The following is a 22,667-nucleotide window of genomic DNA, read 5'->3' as shown; positions in this document are numbered from 1 at the left end:
TGGGGTTGGGGTGCGGGCAAGGGCACGGACACCGGGAGGTGGCCGGCGAGCCAGTCGAACGCGGCTGGGCATGTCTTGGACCACACGGTGAAGTTGTGTCCGCCCGCCGGGGACTCACCTGTGGTGATGGGAACGCGGCCCCGGGCAGCGGCCTTCAGATGCCAGATGGCACGCTGTGCCTCGGGGTCGGCCCGTCCCGCCACGACGTACAGGGACACGTCGATGTGCCGGTGTGCGGCCTGCCACTGCGGGTTGTTCCACTGCCGCACGCCGCGCCTGCCCCGGTACAGGTCCCCGGTGGAGGCGTCGGTGACTGGGCTGAAGATCCGGACAGAGCAGCGGCGGCAGCGTACCGTGCCGGGTGGTGGAAGGCGACGTTGGCGGCACAGAACCCGCCGGTGGAGTACCCCATGGCCGCCCAGCTCCGGGGCGCGTTGGAGACCTGGTAGTGGGCCACCAGCTGCGCTGGTACGTCCACCGCCAGATAGGTTTCGTTGCGTCGGCCGCTCACCGCGTCCACGCACTCGCCGTCGTGGCGCCGCGGGTGCCTTTGGTCCGCAGCCGGACGGTGGCGAAGGTGGACAGCTGCCACGGCCCACACGATCCGGCATGCGGGCCCCCAGTGCGCAGGGTACCGGCAAGGGACGGACGGCGCCCTGCGCGCTGGGCCGCTGAGGGCTGTGGATCAGCCGGGCGGCGCGGTCCCGGGTGCGGGTGGGCAGAGCGGTCGACAGACTGGGGCCGTGCCCGAGCCTCAGCTGCCGTCAGAAGTGCCGCCGCCGTCACGCCTTCCTAAGTCGGGGTACCTGGAAAAGGCGGCCTACATCGCCGCACCGGGAACCATCGTCGTGGGGCTGCTCTACTACTTCGGCAGCGTCTACACCAAGGCGTACTACACGACTCTGGGCGTGCTCCCCGAGGACCTGGGTTTCTCCTTCCAGGGCACCCTGGCCAACAGCCCGAGCGCGCTCTTTCTGCCGCTGTGGTTGTTGCTGGTCGGTGGCCTGACCGTGCTGCTGCTGCTCGGCTGGGTGGGCCATTGGCTGGCCATGCCCGCGCATGTGGCCTGGCGCCGTGCGGTGATCCGTGGACTGCTCGCCGCCGGTCTGGTCATGATGGTGGTGGGCGTCCCGATCTTCTTCGAGAACAAGCTGTTGGTCCCGCTCCCGCACGGCCAACTCCTGCGCGAGCTAGCACCGGCCCTGGTGATGGCCCTGGGCGCCACACTGGCCTTCTTCGCGGTCCTGCTGCGTGTGGGACAGACCTCAGAGGCACAGAGCCGGCCGGCACGCACCGGCGACCGACTGTGGCTGGCGGGCGGCGCCCTGCTCCTCGGGCTGCTGACGCTCTGCCTGTTGTTTGACATGGTGCGGTATGTGGCAGCACTCGGCCGGGGCAACGCCATTTCCCTGGCGAAGCAGGGTTACAAGGGCATGCCCTACGTGGCGGTCCATTCACGGGTGCCCCTGATGACCAGTGCCCCGCACATCACCCTGATCGACCATGGAAGCGGGAGCGGGCCGTACCGCTACGAGTACCTCAACTTCCGTATCCTCGCTAAAGCGCCGGCCAGGTTCTACCTGGTCTCCAACGCCTCGCACTGGACAGACCGCGACGTGGTGGCGCTGCCCGACAACGACAGTCTCTGGATGGAGATCTCCTCCTCACGTGAAGCCAGCGCTGGGTGATGTGGTGATGGGTGCGGGTGTCGTGGTCTCGTTGGCGCTGGGCGTGGGCGTCGCGGTGCCCGAGCTGATGGTGGTGGGCTCGACCGCTTCCCCGGTGACAGGGATCGTGACGGTGCCCTCCGGGGTCGTCATGACCAGGTTTGCGGTGTAAGGCCCCGGCTGCGAGGCGGTGTGTTCGACCACCACGTCACAGTTGTCACCGGGCCGCAGCGTCGTCCCGGAACAGGGGTCGTCGGTGATCGTGGTCGTCCCGGTGTCCTCGGTGCCGGGAGCAGCGAAGTTCTGAAGGGGCTGGGGCACTCCCGTCCCGTTGTGGACGGTCAGCGTTGCCGTGACCGGCTCGCCCACCTGCGAGGCCGACAGGCTGATCGCCGGTGCGCTTTCGTGCTCCGAGCCGCGGCCCGGGAAGACGTCGATGGTGCCGTGCTGGTGGTTTCCGCCCGGAGAGGGCGTCGTCGTTTCGTTCGTGGTGGTCGACGCTGCTGACGTCGGCTGCGTCGTCGTGTGGTTCGTGGGCGCGCCCCCGCCCTGGCAGCTCGCCGTCACCACCAACGCGGCCAGTACCAGGACCGCGGTCATGCCGCGGTCCAACACAGACGCCATGGCGTCGACACCTCCGCTTCAGGGGCTCGGGCTCTCAACCTGACACAGCGGATCACCGGGAACCCTGGCGGTCCGCCCCGTAACACGACACGACCACCCGAAAGGACACCCGGACAACACTGAAGGGCTTTCACCTCATGGAGTGAAAGCCCTTCAGGTGGTGGACACCGAGTCCTGAGCCGTGTTCGGTGCCGCGGCAGGCGATAACGGGTGATCCCGACGGCCCGGACCTGTTTGCGGTGCTTGCCGTGGCCGTAGCCGCGGTCGGCGTAGAGACTGTCGGGCCGTCGGCGGGGCCGTCCGCGTCGGCCGCGCACCGGCGGGACGGCCTGGATGAGCGGCATGAGCTGGGTGACGTCGTTGCGGTTGCCTCCTGCCGAAAGGCCGCCTCCAGCACGCCTTTTCCGCGACCACGATCAACGTGATCCAACTTGATGCCCACTGGACCGACCAGCTAACCTCCGCGTTTCAGTTGGCTGCGAGGACCAGTGTCACCACGAGGAACTCGGCGATGACGAGGCTGACGAGGCCGAGGATCACGGGATCGGTGACCAGGCCCCGCCTGGCGGGGGCGCGGTGGGCACCTCTGCTCATGGTGGCGCCTGGCGGTGCTCCGCGAGCGGAGGCGGGGCCGGTGACGGGCGCGAATGGTTGTGCCCGCCCCGGAAGCGGGGCGGCTCCCGGCGGGGCGTGTACCAGTTGCTCGTTGAGGACGGCCTCTGCGACCCCGGGGCCCGAATCAGCGCAGGGGTGACTGGGCCGGGCCCGGGTCGTTGAGCCGGGTGGTGGTCACCTGCCACGGAGAAGCCCTGGGACGACGGGCCCGGGGCTTCGTGGGGTCCGGCGGTCACAGGTTCCCTTCAGCGGGACGCTGCGGGACACGCTTCGAGCGCCCCCTGTGTTGGCGATCGCGGACGGCCCGGGACAGCGGGACGCTTCCCCTGCGCAGGTGCGCGGGGCGAGGCCCCGGCAAACCCTCCTTGGCCGGGACGCGGAAGGAACGCGTTCGCACCAACTCGCTGCCCGCCGCGCCGTTTTGGGCCGCCGTCCACGGCTCCCCCGGGGCGGCGGTCCAGTGGCGGCGGCAGCAAGGATCGGAGAGTTCGCCTGGAACCGGGCCGGATCAGGCCGCCGCCTGGCGCGAGGCAGCGGCGAAGACGCTGAGTGTCTGTTGCGGGGCGTGTACCAGTTGCTCCTTGCCCGTCTCGACCGCCTCGAATCGTATGTACCGCTTGCGGGCTGACAGTCTGGTGCAGCTGGTCCCCGCCCCGAGCGGGGGCCAGCTGCTCGGCGGCCGACTCCCGGGCAATGAGCCCCGGTACGGCCGGACCGGGGCGGCAGACCGGTGGGATTCGAGAACGCCGTCGGCGGAGGGTGCAGAACGAGCACCCAGGCACGCGCACAAGTGGGCCCGGTTCGCGCAGGACAGCTGGGCGGACTACCTCGCCGCTTGCCAGGCGTTGGAACACTGCCTCTTCACCAGTCCTGCTGACAGACGGGCAGGTTCGCGAGTACCAGCTGCCGCCGGCCGAAGGAAAGAGGGACGATCCGCGCTGGCCCGGCTTCGCCCGCCGCTACGGCTTCGACCTCGACCGCCCCATGCAGTAGGAGGTCGAATATGGAACCGGCCGAACTCAAGCGCCTGGTGATGGAGGCCGTCGAGGGCTGCATCGACCGGGAAGTCCTCGCCGAGGTCATGGCCGATGAAGAGCAGCAGCGTGCCCAGCTCGCCGCCATCCTCGGCCGGCAGCAGGACGGCTGAACGAGCGCACGGACTCAGCCATTGGGAAGCGCGGGTGCGGCGAATACCGCCCGGGGCGGGGCTTGGGCTGCGAGACTGATCCTGCCCCGTCGTCCCCCGTCGGCGGGGCACCTACGCTGCAGGGACGCTCGGCTGGCCGCGGACAAAGCAAGCGGCTGGCGCCCAATCCGCCGAGGCGGGTGGCAAGGGCACCGGCCAACCGAAGACACACACCGCTTGAGGACAGGAAGTGACCCGCACGGGTTGCGTCGACCTGTGAGTGTAGCGGTGCGACAGGCTCGAGGAACGCCTCCTTACCCGCGATGATGTAAGTCCGGTAACTTTCTTTCGTTGGGTGTGTTGTGGCAGGCACACCGGGTACCGAAGTCATCAGCGTCGTCAAGGAGTTCCGTCATGCTGCACTGCACTCGAGGCGCGCCACGATCGGGTCCTGGAGGACCTCGGTGCTCGCCTCGTCGACGCCCCGGCCTGCCGATTCCTGGATGAGCTGTTGCTGTTCGAGGCCCTGTAGGACGGCTCAGGGCGCGTGAACCGGCACTGCTCAGGACCGATACCGCGTCGCCGTTCGCACTCTCGAAACCCAGCGGCCTGCCACCGCCGCCGGAACGCCCACCCTCACGGCATAACCCCCGCCCGCAACGCCGCCGCCGGCGCCCTGCACAACCGACGAGGAGCAAGTGATGATCCGCGCCGGACGCCAGAAGTACGCCCAGAACAGCGAAGAGCTCGCCGCCGCCATGGGCGTGACGATCGGCACCTTCCGCAACAAGAAGCCCTATGCCGCCGAGGACTTCCCGCCCCTGATCAGCTCCGACGGGGCGCGGGTGAAGCTGTGGGACAGCGAGCAGACCGCTGCCCACCTGGCCGGCCGACCCGTCCCCGAACCGCAGCAGGAGGACGACGAGCAGGACCTCCTCGACCGCAACGAAGCCTCCGCCGAGCTGGGCGTCAGCCCCAAGACCTGGGACAAGAACTACAAGACACACCCCCAGATTGCCCCCCACCTGATCACGGTCAAGGGTGTTGAGCACTGCCCGCGCGGCATCGTGCAGGCCTTCCGCACGGGCAAGGACGCCGGCGCAGGCACCGGGCCCAAGGGCCGACCGAAGGGCAGCGGGGACATGGTGCCACGCGACGAGATCTTCGCCCGGGTCGGCGACCTGCTCGACGAGGACCCGGCGGTGACCCTCGCAACCGTCCAGGAGCGCCTCGGCCTGTCCTACGCCGCGGCCGCGCGAGCCCTGCCCCGGCTGCGCGGGGAGCGGATCGCCGACCTGCTGCAGGCCGAACCGCACCTGACCCCCGAGGCAGTCGCCACCCGTCTCGGCTACCCGACCGCGGTACAGCGCACCGCCCTTGCCAGCGCCGCCACCGAGCTGCGCGCCCGGCAGGTCCAGCCGTACCTGCAGCGCGTCGCCGACGTCCTGGTCGGCGCCGGTCTGGCGGAGCAGCAGGACGTCGTGGTGCATCGCATGGAGGGCGATGTTCTCGCCGCGGCCGTGTTGCTGAGTGGCTCCGGTGCACCCGCCCTGGTGTGGGACGAGCGCTACGGCTGGCGCACCGCCGTCAGCCGGCGCCACCCCATCGGAAAGGAGACCGGGACCCCGCCGGAGGGCAACGACATCCGCTACCTGAGCGAGGAGAAGCAGCCCGAACCCGCCGAGCTGCTCGCCGCGCTCACCGACCACCGGCACGGCTCCCGACGCCCCAAGACGATCTACCCGGCCGGTACCGCCGTGCACGGCTGAACCGGCAGAAGGCCTCCATACGAATCCGGCCGAAGGCTGATCCATTCAGGGCCCGGGCCATCAGAACGGAAGTTCTGGTGGCCCCGGCCCTTCACCGTTTGAGCCCGCATGCGATCAGCGACGCGGAACGTACGTGTCAGGCCCCTCGCCGGGGTACAGCGCGACCCGGCCAGCGAGTTCGGGAACGAGATCCTGCGGCGAGACCGCGCACGGCTCGCCGTAGCCTCGCGCCCACCTCATCGCCACTCGGCGAGTGCGTTCCCTGCGGAGCAGTCCGTCTCGCTCGGTGTGCACGAACCAGTCGCACCGCCCCCGCGCCGACAACCAGGCGCGGCGGATTGCACTCGGCTGCAGTCACACCCTCGGACCCCTCTCTCGGAGTCCTGTCAAACCACCGTACGGTGGCAGGCGTCCCGCTGACGTGCCAATTCGCGTGAAAAGCAGGCGCACCCCCTCCCGTTGGTGATTATAGTGCGGCATATTTCTCTTGTGGTTTCGTGGCAGAGCCCACCACCGAAGACAGGCACACCCCCAGGGAGACTCCGTGCTGAAGACGATGAAGAACACCGCCCGCCAGCCGTTCGCCGACACCCTCGCCCGGCACCCCTCCCCGGCCCGCCACCTGCCGTACGCGGCGGACCAGGGAGGTGTCCCTGTGCCGCGCGGCCCGTCAGACCCCGGTCCCGCTCGCGAAGACGAAGTGCATGGGGCGGCTCGGGTCCGTGGTGCGGAAGTGCAGTCTGGCGGTCATGTGGCCGGTGCCGGGTGGCTTGAACGTGACCGTGAAGCCGTACTCGTCTCCGGGGCTCAGGGCGACGTTGGCCGCGGGCGTGATGGCGAAGTGCGGATTTCCGGTACCGCCGCTCGTGTTCACGGAGAGGGTGCTCGAACCCACGTTGAAGCAGCGCAGTGGCAGAGTCGCGCTGCTGCCGACCGGTACCGCGCCGAACGCGAGGTTCGCGTCGGTGGCCAGAACGGGGCCGCTGGGAGACTTGAGCTCGAAGACGCTGCGTCCATAGGTGCCGACCCGGAGCAGCGACGGGCTCACGCTGGAGTCGAGGCCAAGGCTCTTGCAGTCGACGGTGGGCAGGCCCACGCCGAGGACGGACCAGCTCGCCCCCTCGTCGACCGACTGCATGACCCCCGCGTCGCTCGCCACCACGATCGTGGGAATGCCCAGCCCGGCCAGCTGCGACGTCCAGTGAATGCCGTCGACGGACGTCAGGATGTCCCAGTCGCCCACGGCCACGAACCCACCTCGGTGCCAGGTGACACCGAGCAGCCGCGAGTTGGTCCCCGAGGACTGCCGTGTCCAGGCCGTGCCGTCGGGCGACGTGAGCACCGCACCGCTGTTGGTCACCGCCACGAAGCCACTGCCCGACCAGGCGATGTCGGTGATCTGGTCGTTGACGCCCGAGGCCTGGGAGGTCCATGACACGCCGTCAGGGGACGTCAGGATCGTGCCGTTGTCCCCGGCTGCCACGCGGACGGAACCGGCGGCGATCGCCACCAGGTTCTCGGACGTACCCGAGCTCCGGGCCGTCCAGGTCGTACCGTCGGGGGAGGTGACGACGGTGCCCGCGTAGCCCACGCCGATGAACTGTGTTCCGTCCCAGGCGATACCCAGCAGAGCGTTGGCGGTGCCGAGGGATCTGATCGTCCAGTTCTGCCCGTCCGGGGAGGTGACGACATTGCCGGTCGATGCGTTGGACACCACGAGCAGCTGCCCCGACCACGCTATTCCCTGCAGGGCGTTGTCCGGGGGAACTCCCGCGTTCCGCGCGGTCCATGTGACGCCGTCGGGCGAGGTGAGGATGCTGTTGCTCAACCCCACCAGGACCCATTGCCGGCCGTCCCAGGCGGCGTCCGCGTACGTGGCCGTGGTGCCGATGGACTGCCTTGCCCAGTAGGTACCGGTGGGCGACGTGAGGACGACGCCGTCCAGGCCGGGGCTGAGGAGCTCGGTGCCGTTGGACCTGACATGCTGGCGGCCCACGCCGGGGCTGCCGTTGGGGTTACCGGGGTCGAGGACCACCGAGTGCAGCGGAAGGTCCGGCAGGTTCCGGGTAGGGTCACCGCCGTCGGTTCCGCTGATGTCCGTCCACGTGGCGCCGCCGTTCACCGTCTGGAACACGTGCTTGGTGCGGTTGGTGGGACTGATCGAGGAGAATCCGGTGAAGGCGACGACCACGCGATACGGATTGGCCGGGCTGATGGCGACGGATTCGGCCCGCATGCCGGAGGGTGCTCCGGGAGTGGACGACTGCCACACCGAGCTCGTTCCGGAGAGGGCGTTTTCGGTGTGCCGGACGCTGCCGTCCTGGAGCCCGAGCCAGAGTGTGTTGGAGTCGAGCCGCGTCGTCGCGATGGAAAGGATGTCGGACGAGAAGTTCGCGATCGAGGTGAACGTGCTTGCCGTGTTGGTGCTCTGGTAGAGGGCCGGGCCGACGGCGGCGTACACGTTGGAGCTGTTGTTCGGGTCGATGGCGATTCGGGAGACGTCCGGTGGGATTCCAGTGGCGCCGAAGACCCAGTTGCTCCCACCGTCCATGGTGGAGATGAAGTATCCGTCGTCGGACCCGTACACGCGCAAGGGGTTCACCGGGTCGACCGCGACCGGGCCGCCGTCACCGTCGACGCCGAGGTGCCAGTCCGCACCGGGAAACTCGGGACGGTGCCCGAGGGTGCCGGTGTCCTGGGTGCCGCCGTATGTGTAGGCATTGTTGCCGCTGTTGCCGGTTCCGATGCCGATCCCCAGGAAGAGGTTGGTGGCGATCCCCTCATTCAGATTCGCCCACGTGGTACCGCCGTCGCGCGTGCTGGAGATCCCCCCGTCGGTGCCGACGTAGAACGGCGTCGGCGCGGTCGCCGGCGCATGGGAGGCGGGGCTGAAGACGAGGGCGTGATGATCCCAGTGAATCCTGTTCTGGGAGATCGGGACCGCGTTGAAGGAGTTGGCACCGTCGATGGACAGGTGCAGCTCCTGGAAGCCGAGGTAGACCCGGTTGCGATCCAACGGATCGACGCCGACCGTCTGGTCGTAGGCCAACTGAGGACTTGGGCCCGCGGCGGTGGCTCCCGCGGGCATCACGGTCCAGTGGGCACCGGAGTCGCTCGACTTGTATAGGTCGTACGCGGATGCCGCCGCTCCCTCCACGCCGGCGTACAGCGTCGCGCCGTCGGGCCGGGTCGACTGGGCGAAGCTGACAAAGCGAAACCCCGCGGGCGGCGCACCGGGGTTGGCGAACAGGTTGGTGGGGAACGTCGCGCCGGCGTCTGTCGAGATGAATACACCCTGGCCCCAGATCGAGGCGTAGACCGTGGTCGTCGGTGAGTGCGTATCGAGTTTGAGATCTGTGACGTATCCCGTTATCACCGGGCGCCCGTCGTTGAACGCAGGAGCATTCGCCCCGAAGTTCAGGCCGCCGTCCACCGACCGGTAGAGGCCGTTGAGCGTGCCCACGAGCAGGACGCCGGGCTGCGGCAGCACCATACGGTTGATGTAGCCGTTGGTGAATGCCGCGGCACCCTGGACACTCCATGTCTCGCCGCCGTCGAGCGACTTGTAGATCCCCACACCCTTTGTGAACTGACCACCACCGTCAAAGATGTTTCCGGTGCCCGCGTACACGGTGGAGGGATTTCCCGGTTCGAGCGCCACAGCACCCATGGACAGGGAAGGCATGAGGTCGGTTTTCGGTTGCCAGGTCGTGCCACCGTCGGTGGTCTTCCAGATGCCTCCGTCGTTGCAGGCGATGTAGATCACCTGGTCGGTGGTCCCCTGGGGGTCGATGGCGATGTCCACGACCTCGCCCGAATCCGGTCCCTGCCCTTGGTAGATCTGCTCGTGGTCGACGCGGATCGGACTCGGTCCGATCTGACTCCACTGAGTCCCCCGGATACCCGCCGTCACCGTCGGGGCGCCGCCGTCACCGCCAGGACCGGGCGCGGGAGGCGGAGGAGCTCCGGTGTAGACGGGCATGCGGCGCATGTCGGCCACCCCCGCCTGCCACAGGTCGAACCGTGGCTGCCCGCTCGGGTCACTGTGCAGGCTCAGGAAGCCCGGTTGCCGGAATGGACCGCGCCGGCGGTGTCGCCGTGCTTCTGTGGGAAATCGCCGTGCTTCTGTGGGGAATTCGAGAAGATCCGGTGCACTCCCGGGCCCGGCATTACCCGCAGGACTCGCTGACATAAGGGCCCCTTTTCCTCTGTGAGCAGGAGCGCCTTCTCTGGGTGTTTCCCGCACCGCGTCGGACCACACCGGACAGTCAGGTCCCAGGCTCCGCTCGGCGAACTGAGGACGTTGACATCACTTCCAGTGCACGCCCTCCCCAGGACCGAGTCAAATCGGCATTGCCCGCAATACCGTGATGGGCCGCAGAACCAAGGCCGTTGGGCCGACCTGGACTAGCCTCGCGCTTTCACGAGGGGGGCTGTCCGACTGGTGACCGCGCGAGGCCAGTCTCTACGCGGCACGGGGGGGCAATTCCGAACTTGCGGGCACTACGAGGGGCGCGCACGCTGGCAATCAGGGCGAAGAAACACCGCCACAACACACCCCAACGCACACCCGCCCAACAAGCGCACTGTGCGGCAACTAGGGCCTGTGCGGAGTCGTGATCAGGAGCAGGGTGGAAGGTTCCGATGAGGGGCCGGTTATGGTCGGTGCCATGCCAGCTGTCTCTGAATCCGTCCACGTGGCCGCTCTCACGCTGCGCCCCGCGACACGCGCCGACCTGCCCGGGGTGCTCGCTCTGCTCGCTGACGAGGAGAGGGTGGTGGACGCGGCGACGCTCGTAGTTGATGAGGCGTACGAGCAGGCTTTCGCGGCGATCGACGCGGACCCGCGTAACGAAATTTTGGTCCTGGTCGAAGGCGTCGACGACCAGGGTGATGGCGGCAGGGTGGTTGGCTGTCTGCAGGTGACGTACATCCCGGGGCTGGGCAAGGGCGGGGCCGAGCGGGCCCTGATCGAGGCGGTGCGCATCCGCGCGGACCGTCGGGGCGGCGGGCTCGGACGGATCTTGATGGAGCGCACGATCGAGCGGGCCCGCACGCGTGGCTGCGCGCTCGTCCAGCTGACCAGCAACAAGCGGCGCGAGGACGCGCACCGCTTCTATGGCGGGCTGGGCTTCGCGCGCAGTCACGATGGGTTCAAGCTCGCTCTTTAGCGTCCGGCGCCAGTCACTGGTGCCGGTGGGCGGAGGCTGCGGAGCCAGATGATCGCGCCGCGGAGGTGGAGTGCCGCGAGGTAGCTGGCGAGGGTCTTGTCGTAGCGGGTGGCGATACCGCGCCACGCCTTCAGTTTGTTGATCAGGCGCTCGACGGTGTTGCGGTCTCGGTAGAGCTCGGCGTCGTGGGTCACGGGCCGTCCGCCGCGGCGGCCCTTCTTCTTACGGTTGGCGGCCTGGTCGGCCTTCTCCGGGATGACCGCCTTGATCCCACGTATGCGCAGGTGGCTGCGGTTACGGCGGGAGGAGTCGCCTTGTCGCCGGCGACCGCGTCGGGCCGGGTGCGCGGCCGGCCCACCGGGCCGCGGACCATGATGCCCCGCAGGACGGGGATGAACTGCGGACTGTCGGCGGCCTGCCCGGGGATGAGCACGAAGGACAGCGGACGGCAGCGCCGTTCGGATGAGAGGTGCACCTTGCTGGTCAGCCCGCCCCGCGAACGCCCCAGAGCGGCGGCCTTCAGCCGCGCGAGGCGCCGCCGGCGAACCCGGCGCCGCTCGGCTCCTCTGTGTACCGCTTCGTGTACTTGCTTCCCACCTGGTGCTACTTCCTCTGGAACCTCAGGTCCCAGTCTCCAGGTGTCCACGCTCAAGGGGAAGCTTCACCCTCGCGGATGGTGGGAAGGCCGGACAGGTGGTGGGCGAGATACGTGCCCGATACCCAGTGCTGGCTCTCTTTGGGAAGGATGTGGTCGAACACTCGCCATCGCCCGGCCCGGCCGTCGCCCCGCTCCTCTCTACGCCGCCCAGTCCAACCCGAAGTCGGCGAGCGTGGGGAGTTTGTCGGCGGTGCGGATGGCTGCGTCATCTGGGAAGGCACCGATGCGCGTCATCGTGGGCCGTCAGGCCACATGCGTTCGTAGGCTTCCAGGTTGAGGCGGGTGATCTCAGAGAGCGGTTCGGGGAGCCCGTCCAGGTCGAACCATCCGATGGCGTCGCATTTGTCGGGCTCGCGGATGATGGGAAGGCCGGACAGGTGGTGGGCGAGATACGTGCCCGATACCCAGTGCTGGCTCTCCTTGGGAAGGATGTGGTCGAACATGCCCAGGAAGCCTGTTACTTCGATGCGGATCCCGTACTCCTCGAAGAACTCGCGGCACACCGCGTCCTGAAGCCGCTCGCCGAACGTGAGGGACCCGCCAGGGAACTCCCACGATCCGGCCTCGTTTTTGGCTCGGTGACCGCGCTGTGCCATGAAGACACGTCCTGCGTCGTCGAAGACCAGGGCACCGACTCCGACGCCGATGAAGTCGCGCCCGGCGACGGCGACCGTCTCATCCATCGGTTGCGCTCCTCTCAGCGTGAACAGCCGGATCACTGGGATCACCTGATCATCGGAAGCATAAACACCATGGCGTACGTCCACATGAAGAGGGTCGACACCACGATGAACGCCATGATGTAGGTCTCGTACCAGCGAAAGAAGTTACCCGGGCGTGGCCGCTTCCGGAATCCCGGGCGGACGGCGCGATCGGTCAGCTCGCATTCCTCGCTGCGGTAGTCAAGCCAGTTCAGTATGCCGATGAAGATCAGGATTTCGGTGAAGACCGCTACGACCGTTTCGAGTAACAGAAGGCCGATCACCCCCGTACGTGCCACTGCCGGCGCCATGCCCCACTGCCGGTAGCTGACGAACAGGGCCACTGCCGCACCGACCGCGGTGGTGGCGAGCGCCTGGTAGATGGCGAGGAACTTGTAGACGTTCTCATTGACGGTGTGGATCTGCTGGAGGATGTACTTGTAGCGTTCCAGGGAGAAGTCCTGGGCAGCCTTGTGGAGCCGTTCCTCCCGCGGCGTCAGTTCTTCGGCACTACCACTGGCGGCAATCGAAGAGCCGGGCTCGGTGGTCGCGGGTCGTGTCCCGTTCGGATCTGCCATTTCTCTCCTGAGGCTGCGAACGACAGGCAATCGAACTGAGGCTGCCCATAGGCCCCGCCACGGAAGCACGTTCACAGACGCACGCCGCCCACCGCGCCAGGGCGGTGGAACCGATACCACAGGACCAGGTAGGGACGCGCGCGATGACCGCCACACCCCGACAGCTCGCCTCACACCAGTCCAGCTCGCGCCTCCCCAGGTGTCGGCCGGGCACAGCCTTGCTGCCGCGTACGTGCCGCCGCAACCGCGAGAGCTCGGGCGCGAGCGGCTGGACCTGGTCCTGCTGCACAACCCAGAGCGCGCCCGCCCCGGCGACCGCCTGACCCTGCACCGCGCGACGCGGGACGCGTTCGTCGTCCTGGAGGAAGCCGTGGCGGCCGGGGCACGTGGCCGGGTACGCCTTCGCCACGTGGGCAGGTCTGGAGGAGGAGGCGTTCACGGTGGAGGAACTGCTCGACCTGGCCAGTGAAGTCGCCGGGGGACAGCAGTGCCACCACCTGGTCGCGCTCCAGATGGTGATGGCTTCCGCGCCGCTGCACGGCTGGGAACTGCCCGGCATGGTCGACCAGGAGCTGGGGGGTTGAGGAACATCCGTGTCAGATCGTGCGCTAAGCCTTCGTCGGCCCTGGTGGGTGGCTGACGGGGTGTCGGCTCCGCGATCCGCCTGAAGTCGTCCCGCAGATAGCGCCCTATTATCTACGGGAGCTTGGTTCGTCACCTGCGGTGACGTTCTCCGGGCCGTACGTGAAGCGGCTCTGTTATCCGTGGCAAGGGGGAAGCCGTGCCCACCGTCGTGCAACTGCCGGCCGGGAAGGCATTGACCGTCCGAGCGGCGGCCGACGCCTTCCTCGACTCGCTCCGCAACTCGAACACGGTCCGCAGCTACGCGACCGGCGTCGGCAAGACCGCCGAGCGGATCGGGGAGGCCCGCCCGCTGGGGTCGGTCGCGGACGACGAGATCGGCGAGGCCCTGGAACGGCTGTGGGGCACCGCGGCGGTCAACACCTGGAACGCCCGCCGGGCGGCGGTGCTGTCGTGGCTGGGCTGGTGCGAGTCGTACGGCTACGACGGCCCGGCGGTCCCGGCCTGGACGAAGCGGCTGGCGGTGCCGGACTCCGAGACCCCGGCCCGCTCGAAGGTGGCCGTGGACCGGCTCATCGCCCGGCGCGAGGTCCATCTGCGGGAGAAGTCGCTGTGGCGGATGCTCTACGAGACCGCCGGGCGGTCCGAGGAGATCCTCGGCGTGAACATCGAGGACCTGGACCTCGCCGCGCGCCGCTGCCCGGTCAAGGCCAAGGGCGCCCGCAGCAAGGCCCGCCGCCGCGGGCAGACGCGCGAGGACTTCGTGCTGGAGACCGTCTACTGGGACGCCGGCACCGCCCGGCTCCTGCCCCGCCTGCTGCGCGGCCGCGCCCGCGGCCCGGTCTTCGTCACCCACCGCCGCCCCGGCCCGGGAAAGGTCGTCAGCCCCCGCGACGTGTGCCCGGACACCGGCCTGGCCCGCCTCTCCTACGGCCAGGCCCGCGCCCTGCTCGACGAGCACACCGCCGTGCGCGGTCCGGGAACCGGCTGGGACCTGCACGAGTACCGCCACTCCGCCCTCACCCACCTCGGCGAGCAAGGCGCCTCGCTGTTGATGCTGATGGCGAAGTCCCGCCACAAGAAACCGGAGAACGTCCGCCGCTACTTCAAGCCCTCCCCCGAGGCGATCGCCGAGCTCACGAGCCTGCTCGCGCCCGGCGTCAGCAACCGCTGAGCCGCGTTCCTTGATCCTTCTCGGTGGCAACGGCGGAGGCGGACAGAAGCGTCGCAGCGGCGAGGCTGCCCCAGAGGGCAGCCGAGTCGCGGGAGGCGAAAGCGGTGATGACCGCCGGAGAGACGGCAAGGCCGAAGCCCGTGGAGATCTGGAAGGAGGCGAGGGCGCGTCCCAGGACATGGGCCGGGGCGAGGGCGGTGACGAACGCGGTAGCGCTGCCAGCATAGATAATCTCGCCGATGGTACAGACCACGGACACCGTGGCGACGGCCGGGGCACTCCAGCCGTGTCCCAGTGAGATGGCCGCGAGGAAGCCGAGCGTGGTACTCGCCGCTGCGGGGACGCAGGCGGGGTTGCGGGCCAAGGGCTCGGGATCGTCGGGCACTTCGGCTGCGCGCCGACCTGGTCGACCGTACGGAGCCGGGCCTCGGCGGCTGGACTCCCCGGGGAACTGGCGACAGTTGAATAGGCGAGCCCACCAGTATCACACCCGTGATCGCGGGAACCGGGTCGAGGTCACAGCAATCGGTCGACCAGCCCGTCGACGTAGTCCGGGGTGAGCGGGACCATGCCGAACAAGACGCGGATATACATCGGAGCCAGGATGTGGTCCAGCACGTCGAACGCGTCGGGTGCGTGCTCGCCGCGTTCGCGGGCGCGATCGAGCATGGACTGCAATTGCCGCATGCGTTCGGCGCGGAGGTCGTCACCAGCCTGCAGCTGACCGCTGCTCGACAGGGTGACGGCTAGGTGCAGCACCGCCGGGCCGTCGGGTCCGGTGATCTCGCGGGCCACTTGGGCCGCGTAAGTGCGCAGGTCGCCGGCCAGGCTCCCGGTGTCGGGCATCGGCGACTGCGCGTTGAGGCGGGCGAGCGCCACGTCGGTGAGCAGGGTTTCCAGGCTGCCCCACCGACGGTAGATGCTGCTGTCGGCTACGCCCGCGCGGGCTGCGACGTCGCCGACGGTGAAGTTGCCGTAGCCGCGCTCGCTGATCAGGTCGGTGACGGCCTGGTGCACCTGCGCGCCGACGCGGGCGCTGCGCCCGCCGGGCCGCCGGGCTCGCTGTCGTTCGTTCATGCTCCCACCTTAACGCAGCCAGGGCTTGCGTTTGTGGAGCGATCCTCCTTATAGTCATCTAACGCAGCCAATGGCTGCTTTAGAGCGCTCGGGTGTATCGCCACTCGCGTCGACCGTGGCCGGGCGCAACTACCGATTGAGGGGGATCCGCATGGCTGCATCGCATGCGGTCGTAGGCAGCGGAGCGGCGCTGCCCGAATGGGTCACCCTGTCCGGCCCCGAGAGCGCCTGACAGCCCAACGCATGAAGGCACATCCGGGTCCTGCCCCAGCAAAGGAACGCACCTTGTCGCCTGATCCGACCACCGTCCACCCGCTGCCCGCACACGAGCGCGTGGTGTTCCTCAAACCACTGGTCATTTCGCCGAACATCGACGTGGGCGATTACACGTATTACGACGATCCGGACGGCGCCACGGACTTCGAGCGCCGCAACGTCCTCTACGCCTACGGGCCGGAGCGTCTCGTCATCGGCAAGTACTGCGCGATCGCCTCGGGAACCACCTTCCTGATGGCCGGTGCCGGGCATCCGGCGATGGGGGTGTCCACGTACCCGTTCACCATGTTCGGCGGCCGGTGGGCCGAGCAGACCCTGGACATCGTCACCGCCATGCCCAGCCGCGGTGACACGGTCGTCGGCAACGACGTCTGGTTCGGCTACCGGGCGACCGTCATGCCCGGCGTGCGGATCGGCAACGGCGCCATCATCGCGGCCGGCGCGATGGTCACCGCCGACGTCCCGCCTTACACGATCGTCGGCGGCAACCCGGCCAGACCGATCCGGCAGCGCTTCACCGACGCCGACATCGAGCGACTGCTGCGCGCCTCGTGGTGGGACTGGCCCGCCGACCTGGTCACCGAGCACGCCCGCACCATCATGGCCGGAACCCCGGCCGACATCGAGCGCATCGCCGCCGAGCACGGCCTGGGGAGGCCCCTGTGACCCACGTGACCGTCGAAGAGCACACGGTGGCCGACAGCGCGGCCGGACCCTACGCCCTCACCACGGGACCGGACGGCGCGCTGTGGTTCACCCTCGTGCAGAGCGGCCGGATCAGCCGGCTCGTCCCCGGCGAAGAACCGGCGAGCCACCGCCTCGACCCCGACTGCGGACCGACCGTCATCACGCCCGGCCCGGATGGCGCGCTGTGGTTCACCGAGTACCGGGCCGACCGGATCGGGCGGATCACCACCGACGGCGACATCGACGAATTCGACGTGCCCACACCCAGCTGCGGGCCGTTCGGCATCGCGGCGGGGCCCGACGGTGCGCTGTGGTTCACCGAGACCGCCGCCGACCGCATCGGCCGCATCACCGTCGACGGCGACGTCACCGAGTTCCCGCTCCCCGTCACGGGCGCGTTCCCGTCCGCGATCACCGCCGGCGGCGACGGCGGGATGTGGTTCACCCTCAACCAGGCCACCGCCATCGGCCGGATCGACATGAACGGCGCGGTCACCCTCCACTCCCTGCCGACGAAGGAAGCGGCGCCGGTGGGGATCGCCGCGGGCCGCGACGGTGCTCTGTGGTTCACCGAGATCGCCGCCGGCCAGATCGGCCGGATCACTCCCGACGGGCAGATCACCGAGTTCCCGCTGCCCGACCGCGCCGCACGGCCGCACGCCGTCACCGTCGACGAACAGGGCATCGCCTGGTTCACCGAATGGGGAGGCAACCGCGTCGGCACGATCACCCCCGACGGCTCGGTCACCGTCCACGACCTGCCCACTCCCCGCTCCGAACCGCACGGCATCACCGTCGGTCCCGACGGCGCCCTGTGGACCGCGCTTGAGATCGGCGCGCTCGCCCGCATCGCTCCGGTGGGCAGCGCCACCTGAACAGACCCGCCCCCCTTTCATCTACCGTCAACAGCGGTCGCCCGCACGGCGGCCGGAGAGGAAGTTCCTAGTGGGCGCCATGGACTATGACGTAGTGGTGGCCGGAGGCGGCCCGGTCGGACTGATGCTGGCCTGCGAGCTCCTGCTCGGAGGCGCGCGGGTGGCCGTCCTGGAGCGCCTCACCGAAGTGAACCCGACGATCAAGGGCGGCGCGATCACCACGCCCAGCGCCGAGGCGCTGTACCGCCGGGGTTTGCTGCCCGCGCTGGCCAAAGTGCACCAGCAGGCAATAGACCGCTTCCAGGCATTCATACGCGAGCGGAACGGCGGGGACGCAGGCGGGGCCGCGGGCCAAGGGCTCGGGATCGTCGGGCACTTCGCCGGAATCATGCTGCGCGCCGACCTGGTCGACCGTACGGAGCCGGGCCTCGGCGACGCCGGACTCGCCGCCGAGATCGCTTTCGTGACGCAGCAGGACATCGAGCGGCTGCTCGGCGAGCGGGCGGACGAACTCGGCGTCGACGTGCGCCAGGGAGTGGAGCTGACCGGCTTCGACGCGGACGACGAGGCCGTCACCGTGCGAACCAGCCACGGGGCCATACGCGCCGGCTGGCTCGTGGGCTGCGACGGCGGCCGCAGCACGGTCCGCAAGCTCGCGGGGTTCGAATTTCCCGGTACGGACCCGGAGATCACCTGTCACCAGGCGGTCGTGGAGATGACCGGCGCCGAGGACCTGAAGGTCGGCTGGACCGCCACGGACACCGGGGTATACGCCCACGGGCCGATGCCAGGCCGCATCGTCACCGTGGAGTTCGACGGCCCGCCGGCCGACCGGGACGCGCCGGTCACCCCCGAGGACCTCCAAGCGCGGCTGCGTCACGTATCCGGCGTGGACGTCACGATCACCGGGGTGCGGACCGCGACCCGCTTCACCGACCACGCCCGCCAGGTCACCGAGTACCGTAAGGGCCGGGTGCTGCTGGCGGGCGACGCAGCGCACGTGCACTCCGCGTTCGGGAGCCAGGGGCTGAGCCTGGGTATCGGGGACGCAATGAACCTCGGCTGGAAGCTCGCCGCGGTGATCGGCGGCCGGGCGCCGGAAAGGCTGCTGGACACGTACACCTCCGAGCGGCATCCGGTCGGTGCGTGGGTCTTAAACTGGACCCGGTCCCAGGTCGCGGCCATGCGCCCGGACCCGCAGTCCCGGGCCCTGCGCGAGATCGTCAGCGACCTGGCGGAGACGGTCGCGGGCACCACGTACCTCACCGCACGGCTCAACGGTGGCGGGGTGCGGTACAAGATGCCGGGCGAGCACCCGCTGACCGGCCGCAGCACCCCGGACCTCGAACTCACTGACGGCAGCCGCCTCGCGGACCACCTCCACGGTGGCCGGGCGCTCCTGCTCGACCTCACCGACGACCCGGAGCTCCGGGCCCTCGCTGCGGGGTATGCCAGCCGCGTCCACACCCTGACGGCCGGCTGCCCGTCCCGCCCGGAACTGGCGGCGGTCCTCGTCCGTCCGGACGGCTTCACGGCCTGGGCGGCCGACGCGGGGGCGCAGGCGCCGACATCGACGGCCGGGCTGGCGGAGGCGCTGGAGGAGTGGTTCGGAGTGCCAGCGGGTGCGGTGACGCCGGGCTGATCCGCCGCTCTGCTGACTGACTCGAACCACGATCCGATTCCGCCCACGGCCGCCGCCCCCACCCGGTGTGGCGGCCGCCCGCACCTCAGTCCCGGCTGTTGCGGCTCTCTTGGAAGTGAGCAGTCCCTGGGTGCTGACCAGGGTGTTGCTCAGGTTCAGGGGGCGGAGTTCGGCAGAAGTTACTTACGGGTAGCTTTGGTGCTGGGTTGGGAACAGGACTCGGTAAGGTGGTTTGACCTGCTCTTTATGGAAGGTCTGCGTCGCCTGCTCAGTAGGAGCGTTGACTGCTCAGGGGTGGGGAGCCGCCGGTAGTGGTGGTCGTGGGAGCGCCGGTATTGAAGGCGCATGGTGCCTGCAGTGCAGGCTGTAGCGGCAAGCTCCAAGTGTTCGCGGACGAGGGGACTTTGGGCGCGTCGCGCACCCGGGGGGGGGGGGGGGGGGGGGGATGTTGGTGTATGTAGACCCGAAGCCCCGCGGCTGCAGGTGCCGAGCGGGGAGCAGGGGATCGGGGGTGGCTCGTGGCAAGCGGGGCTTTCGAGGAGCTGCAGACCGGCGAGTTCGAGCCGGCCACGTTTGATCTGTTGCGGCGGCTGGTCCACCAGGTGCGCCGGGCCTCCGGCTTTCCACCCCCTGAGGGATACACCGTCTGGAGCGATGACGCGGCGTACGACGTGATCCGTGCGATGTTGTCCCAGGAAGGAGCGGGACAACGGTTCGTGACCGTCTGTTTCGCTCAGGCCGCAGATGAGGCCTCTCTGGAGCGGCTGTTCCTCACGTCGATCAAGAACTTCCTCATCGATGAGGCGAAGAAGACGCCGCGGGGCAAGCTCCGGCGCCGCATCGCCCGCTTGATGAACGAGGACACGGCCTACCGCAAGAGTAGCGGCTCACCGCCGCGCTGGGCGCTGGCCGACCATGCCGAAGGAGCTGTGTGGCAGGGAGATCTCGACGATCTCATCGCCCAGGCGGCACGGGTGACAGGTGTCGGTATCACCCGATGGAACCATTCCGGCCCACCCCCAAGCAGACGGTCCATGCCCTCAAGACCATCCTCCGGTGCGTGCTCCAGTACGCCCAGGGAGCGGTGCGGGAGGAAGACCTCGCCAAGGTCCTCGAGGCCCGGTTCGAGCTCCTGGCGCCGGCCCGTTTCACCGCGCTGTACGCCGATGAAGGGACCGTCGCCGAACTCATCGAGCAGTACGCGGCCACCACCGCACCGGACCCCACGGGGGTTGACGGAGTAGCCGAGGACATCTGGCAGCGACTCTCGCCCAACGAACGCCTGCTGCTTCCCTACCTCGACGAGGACGCCCATCACGCGGCGCAGCTGCTGGAGATCCGGCAAGCCCATGCGGCTGCCGTCCTGGCGAACCTCAAGACAACGCTCCGCACCGCCCTGTCCGCGGACAGCGACCCCCAGGCAGTCGTGGCCGCCCTGCTGCGGCGCTGCGGGGAGGCTCCTTCGTGAACAGCCCCAGTTACGTCGTCTGGATCCAGTGAGAAGAGAATGCGCTGATGGACCACAGCCGAGGAGACGGGGGAGACGGTATGAGCTCTGTCCACACCACTGCCTACCAACGGCTGGTGGCCGCCGCGGCGGGACTGAAGGTGCCCGACGCCGTCCGCCAGGTGGCCACCGCACCACCCCAGGACCCGCAGCCCGGCCAGATCTGGCGCGCAGTATGGGACGACACCATCCAGCTGCTGCTGATCACAGCGGCCGGCGACGATGACACCCTGCGCGCCGTGCCGGCTTCCTTCGAACGGTACGCAGACCCCCACACCCTGCTCCTGCCCGCCCAGGCAACCACTCTGGAACAGTCACTGGCCCTGTGGTGGGGCCTGGAGACCACCCTTCCGTGGTGTGTGCTGGACCGGCAGGTCAGCGAGCTGACCAACCGTCCTCCCGCCCTCACCGCCCGCACGCTCGCCGACGCCGTGCCCGGTACGCAGTGGGGGAGTGGCACAGTCTCGTCCGCGCCGGCCAACGAGTACCGCGCGGTCCTGGCTGCTCAGCTCGCGCTCTTTGCCTCGGCGCGGTGGGTACCTCAGGGATCGGGAGGCCTCAACCAGCTGTTTCGTGACCATGGCATCACTGCCCCGCAGCTCGGGGCCGAACTGAAACTGCCGCCGCCCCAGGCGCTCGCCGTCTGGAGGGGCCAACGGGCCTTGACCGCCGACCAGGCCGCCACGCTCGCCGAACGCCTCGGCCAGTCGGCCAGCCAGCTGCTCGCGGCCAACCCCGCCTTGCCGCCCGTCGTCGTGCACGAACTGAACCGCCCCCTGCGCCGCAAGCAGGTCAAGGCACTCGCCGCTCAGCACGATGAGACCGAACGCGAGGCCCGGCTGCGCGCCGCCTACGGTATCTACACGCTCGCCGCACGCGATGACGACCGCAAACAGCCGAACTGGACGGCACGCACGGACCGCTACTTCGAACTGCGTCTGGGCGAGTAGGGGGCACACCGCATGGTCAACTACGTGCTCGCCGGCGCCGCCCGGACCCAGGCCGCCGCCATGATCCAGGAACTCGAAGCGGCCCGTCCCGGCGCGGGCGAGCGCCTGGCACAAGGCGCCCTCGCGGAGCTGAGAACCTGGCCCGAGCTCACCGTCCTGGAGGTCGACGAGAACCAGACGGAACAAGGGTGCAGCGTCGCCGGAGGCATCGCCTCCCGCCTTCATCAAGACCAACGCGGACGGCCCGGCCGCCGAGGAAGCCTGGGGTACGGAGGATGAGACCCCGGCTCTGTCCTTTGACAGCCTCTCCGTTCAGCCCTAATGTTAATGCCTAATCAGATATCAGAGTCCGCATACGGGAGTGTGGTTCGGTGCTGTTGACGACCGGACAAGCGGCCGAGGAGCTGGGGTGCGCTGTCACCACCTTCCGGCGTCTCGTGCAGGCCGGACTACTGCCCGGCCTGTCCCACCGCGGCGTACGTGTCATGATCCCCCTCGCTGTCGTAGAGGCCCTCAGTACACGCAGGCAGGCAGCCCTGGACCAGGTCGAGGCGAAGGAGATCGCCGTGCTGCGGGTAGATGCGGCTCAGCGGGCCGACGAGCCGGACCGGGACTGGATCGGCTTCGCCACATCCCTCACCCCTGACGACCTCCTCAAGGCACTACGCGGCTGGTGGCGATGCGACGCGGCCAGCGTCGCGGCCGGGGGAGTGCTGCCGGTGACCCTGTCTGGCTACGTCGTGGCCGTCCTGACCGGCCTGCACACGTGGGAGAAGAACACCGAAGGCCGTCACGCTTTCCCCGACGCCCGCCTCGCTGGCTACGTCACCGACCTGGCCACCCCCCAGACCGCCATCACCTCCAGCGCGGACGGCGACCGCAGACTCGCCGAACTGCTCCTGGGCACCCGGCTCGCCTCCCACTCGGGCGGAGCGATCGCCTACGTCGCCACCCACACCGCCGGCTGAACCTCCGCTCCGGACAAGGA

General features: G+C 69.1%; 20 protein-coding genes and 3 pseudogenes. 13 read left to right on the top strand and 10 right to left on the bottom strand.

Annotated features, from left to right (window positions below):
• Positions 1-154: 154 nt before the first annotated feature.
• Positions 155-511 carry an alpha/beta hydrolase-fold protein gene (locus AB5L52_RS45525; RefSeq protein ID WP_351576108.1) on the bottom strand — a complete coding sequence of 119 codons (357 nt, stop codon included), beginning with the start codon at positions 509-511 and terminating at the stop codon, positions 155-157.
• A 232-nt stretch (positions 512-743) separates the two neighbouring features.
• Here AB5L52_RS45525 and AB5L52_RS45520 point away from each other — a divergent pair, with 232 nt between their 5' ends.
• Positions 744-1,688, top strand: a complete 945-nt coding sequence (locus tag AB5L52_RS45520) for a hypothetical protein (RefSeq protein ID WP_369369128.1) — start codon at positions 744-746, stop codon at positions 1,686-1,688.
• Here AB5L52_RS45520 and AB5L52_RS45515 read toward each other — a convergent pair.
• The 3 genes and pseudogenes from AB5L52_RS45515 to AB5L52_RS45505 all read right to left on the bottom strand — a co-directional run bounded on the left by AB5L52_RS45515 (position 1,665) and on the right by AB5L52_RS45505 (position 2,885).
• Positions 1,665-2,291, bottom strand: a complete 627-nt coding sequence (locus AB5L52_RS45515; protein ID WP_369369127.1) for a hypothetical protein — start codon at positions 2,289-2,291, stop codon at positions 1,665-1,667. The genes AB5L52_RS45520 and AB5L52_RS45515 overlap by 24 nt on opposite strands.
• A gap of 166 nt (positions 2,292-2,457) precedes the next feature.
• Positions 2,458-2,665, bottom strand: a pseudogene (locus AB5L52_RS45510) (transposase); the annotation flags it as partial.
• Positions 2,666-2,759: 94 nt separating this feature from the next.
• The gene (locus AB5L52_RS45505; protein ID WP_351576023.1) at positions 2,760-2,885 is read right to left on the bottom strand and encodes a hypothetical protein; all 126 of its coding nucleotides are present in this window, start codon (positions 2,883-2,885) and stop codon (positions 2,760-2,762) included.
• Positions 2,886-3,909: 1,024 nt separating this feature from the next.
• Between AB5L52_RS45505 and AB5L52_RS45500 the strand changes: the two genes are divergently transcribed.
• Together AB5L52_RS45500 and AB5L52_RS45495 are read left to right on the top strand one after the other, a co-directional pair.
• Entirely contained in the window at positions 3,910-4,053 is a 144-nt protein-coding gene (locus tag AB5L52_RS45500; protein WP_351576020.1) for a hypothetical protein, read from the top strand.
• A gap of 680 nt (positions 4,054-4,733) precedes the next feature.
• Positions 4,734-5,801: a hypothetical protein gene (locus AB5L52_RS45495; RefSeq protein WP_369369126.1), complete on the top strand. Its 1,068-nt coding sequence runs from the start codon at positions 4,734-4,736 to the stop codon at positions 5,799-5,801.
• A gap of 670 nt (positions 5,802-6,471) precedes the next feature.
• Here AB5L52_RS45495 and AB5L52_RS45490 read toward each other — a convergent pair.
• The gene (locus AB5L52_RS45490) at positions 6,472-9,792 is read right to left on the bottom strand and encodes a hypothetical protein (RefSeq protein ID WP_351576014.1); all 3,321 of its coding nucleotides are present in this window, start codon (positions 9,790-9,792) and stop codon (positions 6,472-6,474) included.
• Positions 9,793-10,471: 679 nt separating this feature from the next.
• Here AB5L52_RS45490 and AB5L52_RS45485 point away from each other — a divergent pair.
• A complete protein-coding gene (locus tag AB5L52_RS45485; RefSeq protein ID WP_369369125.1) occupies positions 10,472-10,972 on the top strand; it encodes an N-acetyltransferase family protein in 501 nt (166 codons plus the stop codon).
• On the opposite strand, the pseudogene AB5L52_RS45480 reads toward AB5L52_RS45485, so the two are convergent.
• The 3 genes and pseudogenes from AB5L52_RS45480 to AB5L52_RS45470 all read right to left on the bottom strand — a co-directional run.
• Positions 10,969-11,531: pseudogene (locus tag AB5L52_RS45480) on the bottom strand (IS5 family transposase); the annotation flags it as partial. The gene AB5L52_RS45485 and the pseudogene AB5L52_RS45480 sit on opposite strands and share 4 nt — an antisense overlap.
• A gap of 329 nt (positions 11,532-11,860) precedes the next feature.
• Positions 11,861-12,313, bottom strand: coding sequence for an NUDIX domain-containing protein (locus tag AB5L52_RS45475; RefSeq protein ID WP_351766544.1), 453 nt, complete (start codon positions 12,311-12,313; stop codon positions 11,861-11,863).
• A 41-nt stretch (positions 12,314-12,354) separates the two neighbouring features.
• Complete coding sequence (locus AB5L52_RS45470) at positions 12,355-12,909, bottom strand: hypothetical protein (protein WP_351576006.1); 555 nt, start codon at positions 12,907-12,909, stop codon at positions 12,355-12,357.
• Between the two features lie 386 nt (positions 12,910-13,295).
• Here AB5L52_RS45470 and AB5L52_RS45465 point away from each other — a divergent pair, with 386 nt between their 5' ends.
• Together AB5L52_RS45465 and AB5L52_RS45460 are read left to right on the top strand one after the other, a co-directional pair.
• Entirely contained in the window at positions 13,296-13,493 is a 198-nt protein-coding gene (locus AB5L52_RS45465) for a hypothetical protein (protein WP_369369124.1), read from the top strand.
• Between the two features lie 197 nt (positions 13,494-13,690).
• On the top strand, positions 13,691-14,665 hold the full coding sequence (locus AB5L52_RS45460; protein ID WP_351576000.1) for a site-specific integrase: 975 nt from the start codon (positions 13,691-13,693) through the stop codon (positions 14,663-14,665).
• Here AB5L52_RS45460 and AB5L52_RS45455 read toward each other — a convergent pair.
• Both AB5L52_RS45455 and AB5L52_RS45450 read right to left on the bottom strand, forming a co-directional pair.
• Positions 14,652-14,996 (bottom strand): annotated as a pseudogene (locus tag AB5L52_RS45455) (MFS transporter); the annotation flags it as partial. The gene AB5L52_RS45460 and the pseudogene AB5L52_RS45455 overlap by 14 nt on opposite strands.
• Before the next feature lie 185 nt (positions 14,997-15,181).
• Positions 15,182-15,742, bottom strand: a complete 561-nt coding sequence (locus AB5L52_RS45450) for a TetR/AcrR family transcriptional regulator (protein WP_351575997.1) — start codon at positions 15,740-15,742, stop codon at positions 15,182-15,184.
• Positions 15,743-16,027: 285 nt separating this feature from the next.
• On the opposite strand from AB5L52_RS45450, the gene AB5L52_RS45445 reads away from it, so the two are divergent.
• The 7 genes from AB5L52_RS45445 to AB5L52_RS45415 all read left to right on the top strand — a co-directional run bounded on the left by AB5L52_RS45445 (position 16,028) and on the right by AB5L52_RS45415 (position 22,647).
• Complete coding sequence (locus AB5L52_RS45445) at positions 16,028-16,684, top strand: CatB-related O-acetyltransferase (RefSeq protein WP_351575994.1); 657 nt, start codon at positions 16,028-16,030, stop codon at positions 16,682-16,684.
• Entirely contained in the window at positions 16,681-17,580 is a 900-nt protein-coding gene (locus AB5L52_RS45440) for a virginiamycin B lyase (RefSeq protein ID WP_351575991.1), read from the top strand. Before AB5L52_RS45445 ends, AB5L52_RS45440 begins: the two co-directional genes overlap by 4 nt.
• A gap of 79 nt (positions 17,581-17,659) precedes the next feature.
• Positions 17,660-19,222, top strand: coding sequence for an FAD-dependent oxidoreductase (locus AB5L52_RS45435; RefSeq protein WP_369369123.1), 1,563 nt, complete (start codon positions 17,660-17,662; stop codon positions 19,220-19,222).
• A gap of 997 nt (positions 19,223-20,219) precedes the next feature.
• Entirely contained in the window at positions 20,220-20,690 is a 471-nt protein-coding gene (locus tag AB5L52_RS45430) for a hypothetical protein (RefSeq protein ID WP_369369122.1), read from the top strand.
• Positions 20,691-20,770: 80 nt separating this feature from the next.
• Entirely contained in the window at positions 20,771-21,679 is a 909-nt protein-coding gene (locus tag AB5L52_RS45425) for a hypothetical protein (RefSeq protein ID WP_369369121.1), read from the top strand.
• 12 nt (positions 21,680-21,691) lie between these two features.
• Positions 21,692-21,958 (top strand): hypothetical protein, encoded by a 267-nt coding sequence (locus tag AB5L52_RS45420; RefSeq protein ID WP_369369120.1) that lies wholly within the window; start codon positions 21,692-21,694, stop codon positions 21,956-21,958.
• Positions 21,959-22,050: 92 nt separating this feature from the next.
• On the top strand, positions 22,051-22,647 hold the full coding sequence (locus AB5L52_RS45415; RefSeq protein ID WP_369369119.1) for a helix-turn-helix domain-containing protein: 597 nt from the start codon (positions 22,051-22,053) through the stop codon (positions 22,645-22,647).
• Positions 22,648-22,667 lie beyond the last annotated feature (20 nt).

The organism is Streptomyces sp. CG4 (genome assembly GCF_041080655.1).
Classification (GTDB): domain Bacteria; phylum Actinomycetota; class Actinomycetes; order Streptomycetales; family Streptomycetaceae; genus Streptomyces.
The sequence above is the reverse complement of the archived record's forward strand: the minus strand, read 5'-3'. Positions and strand labels throughout refer to the sequence as shown.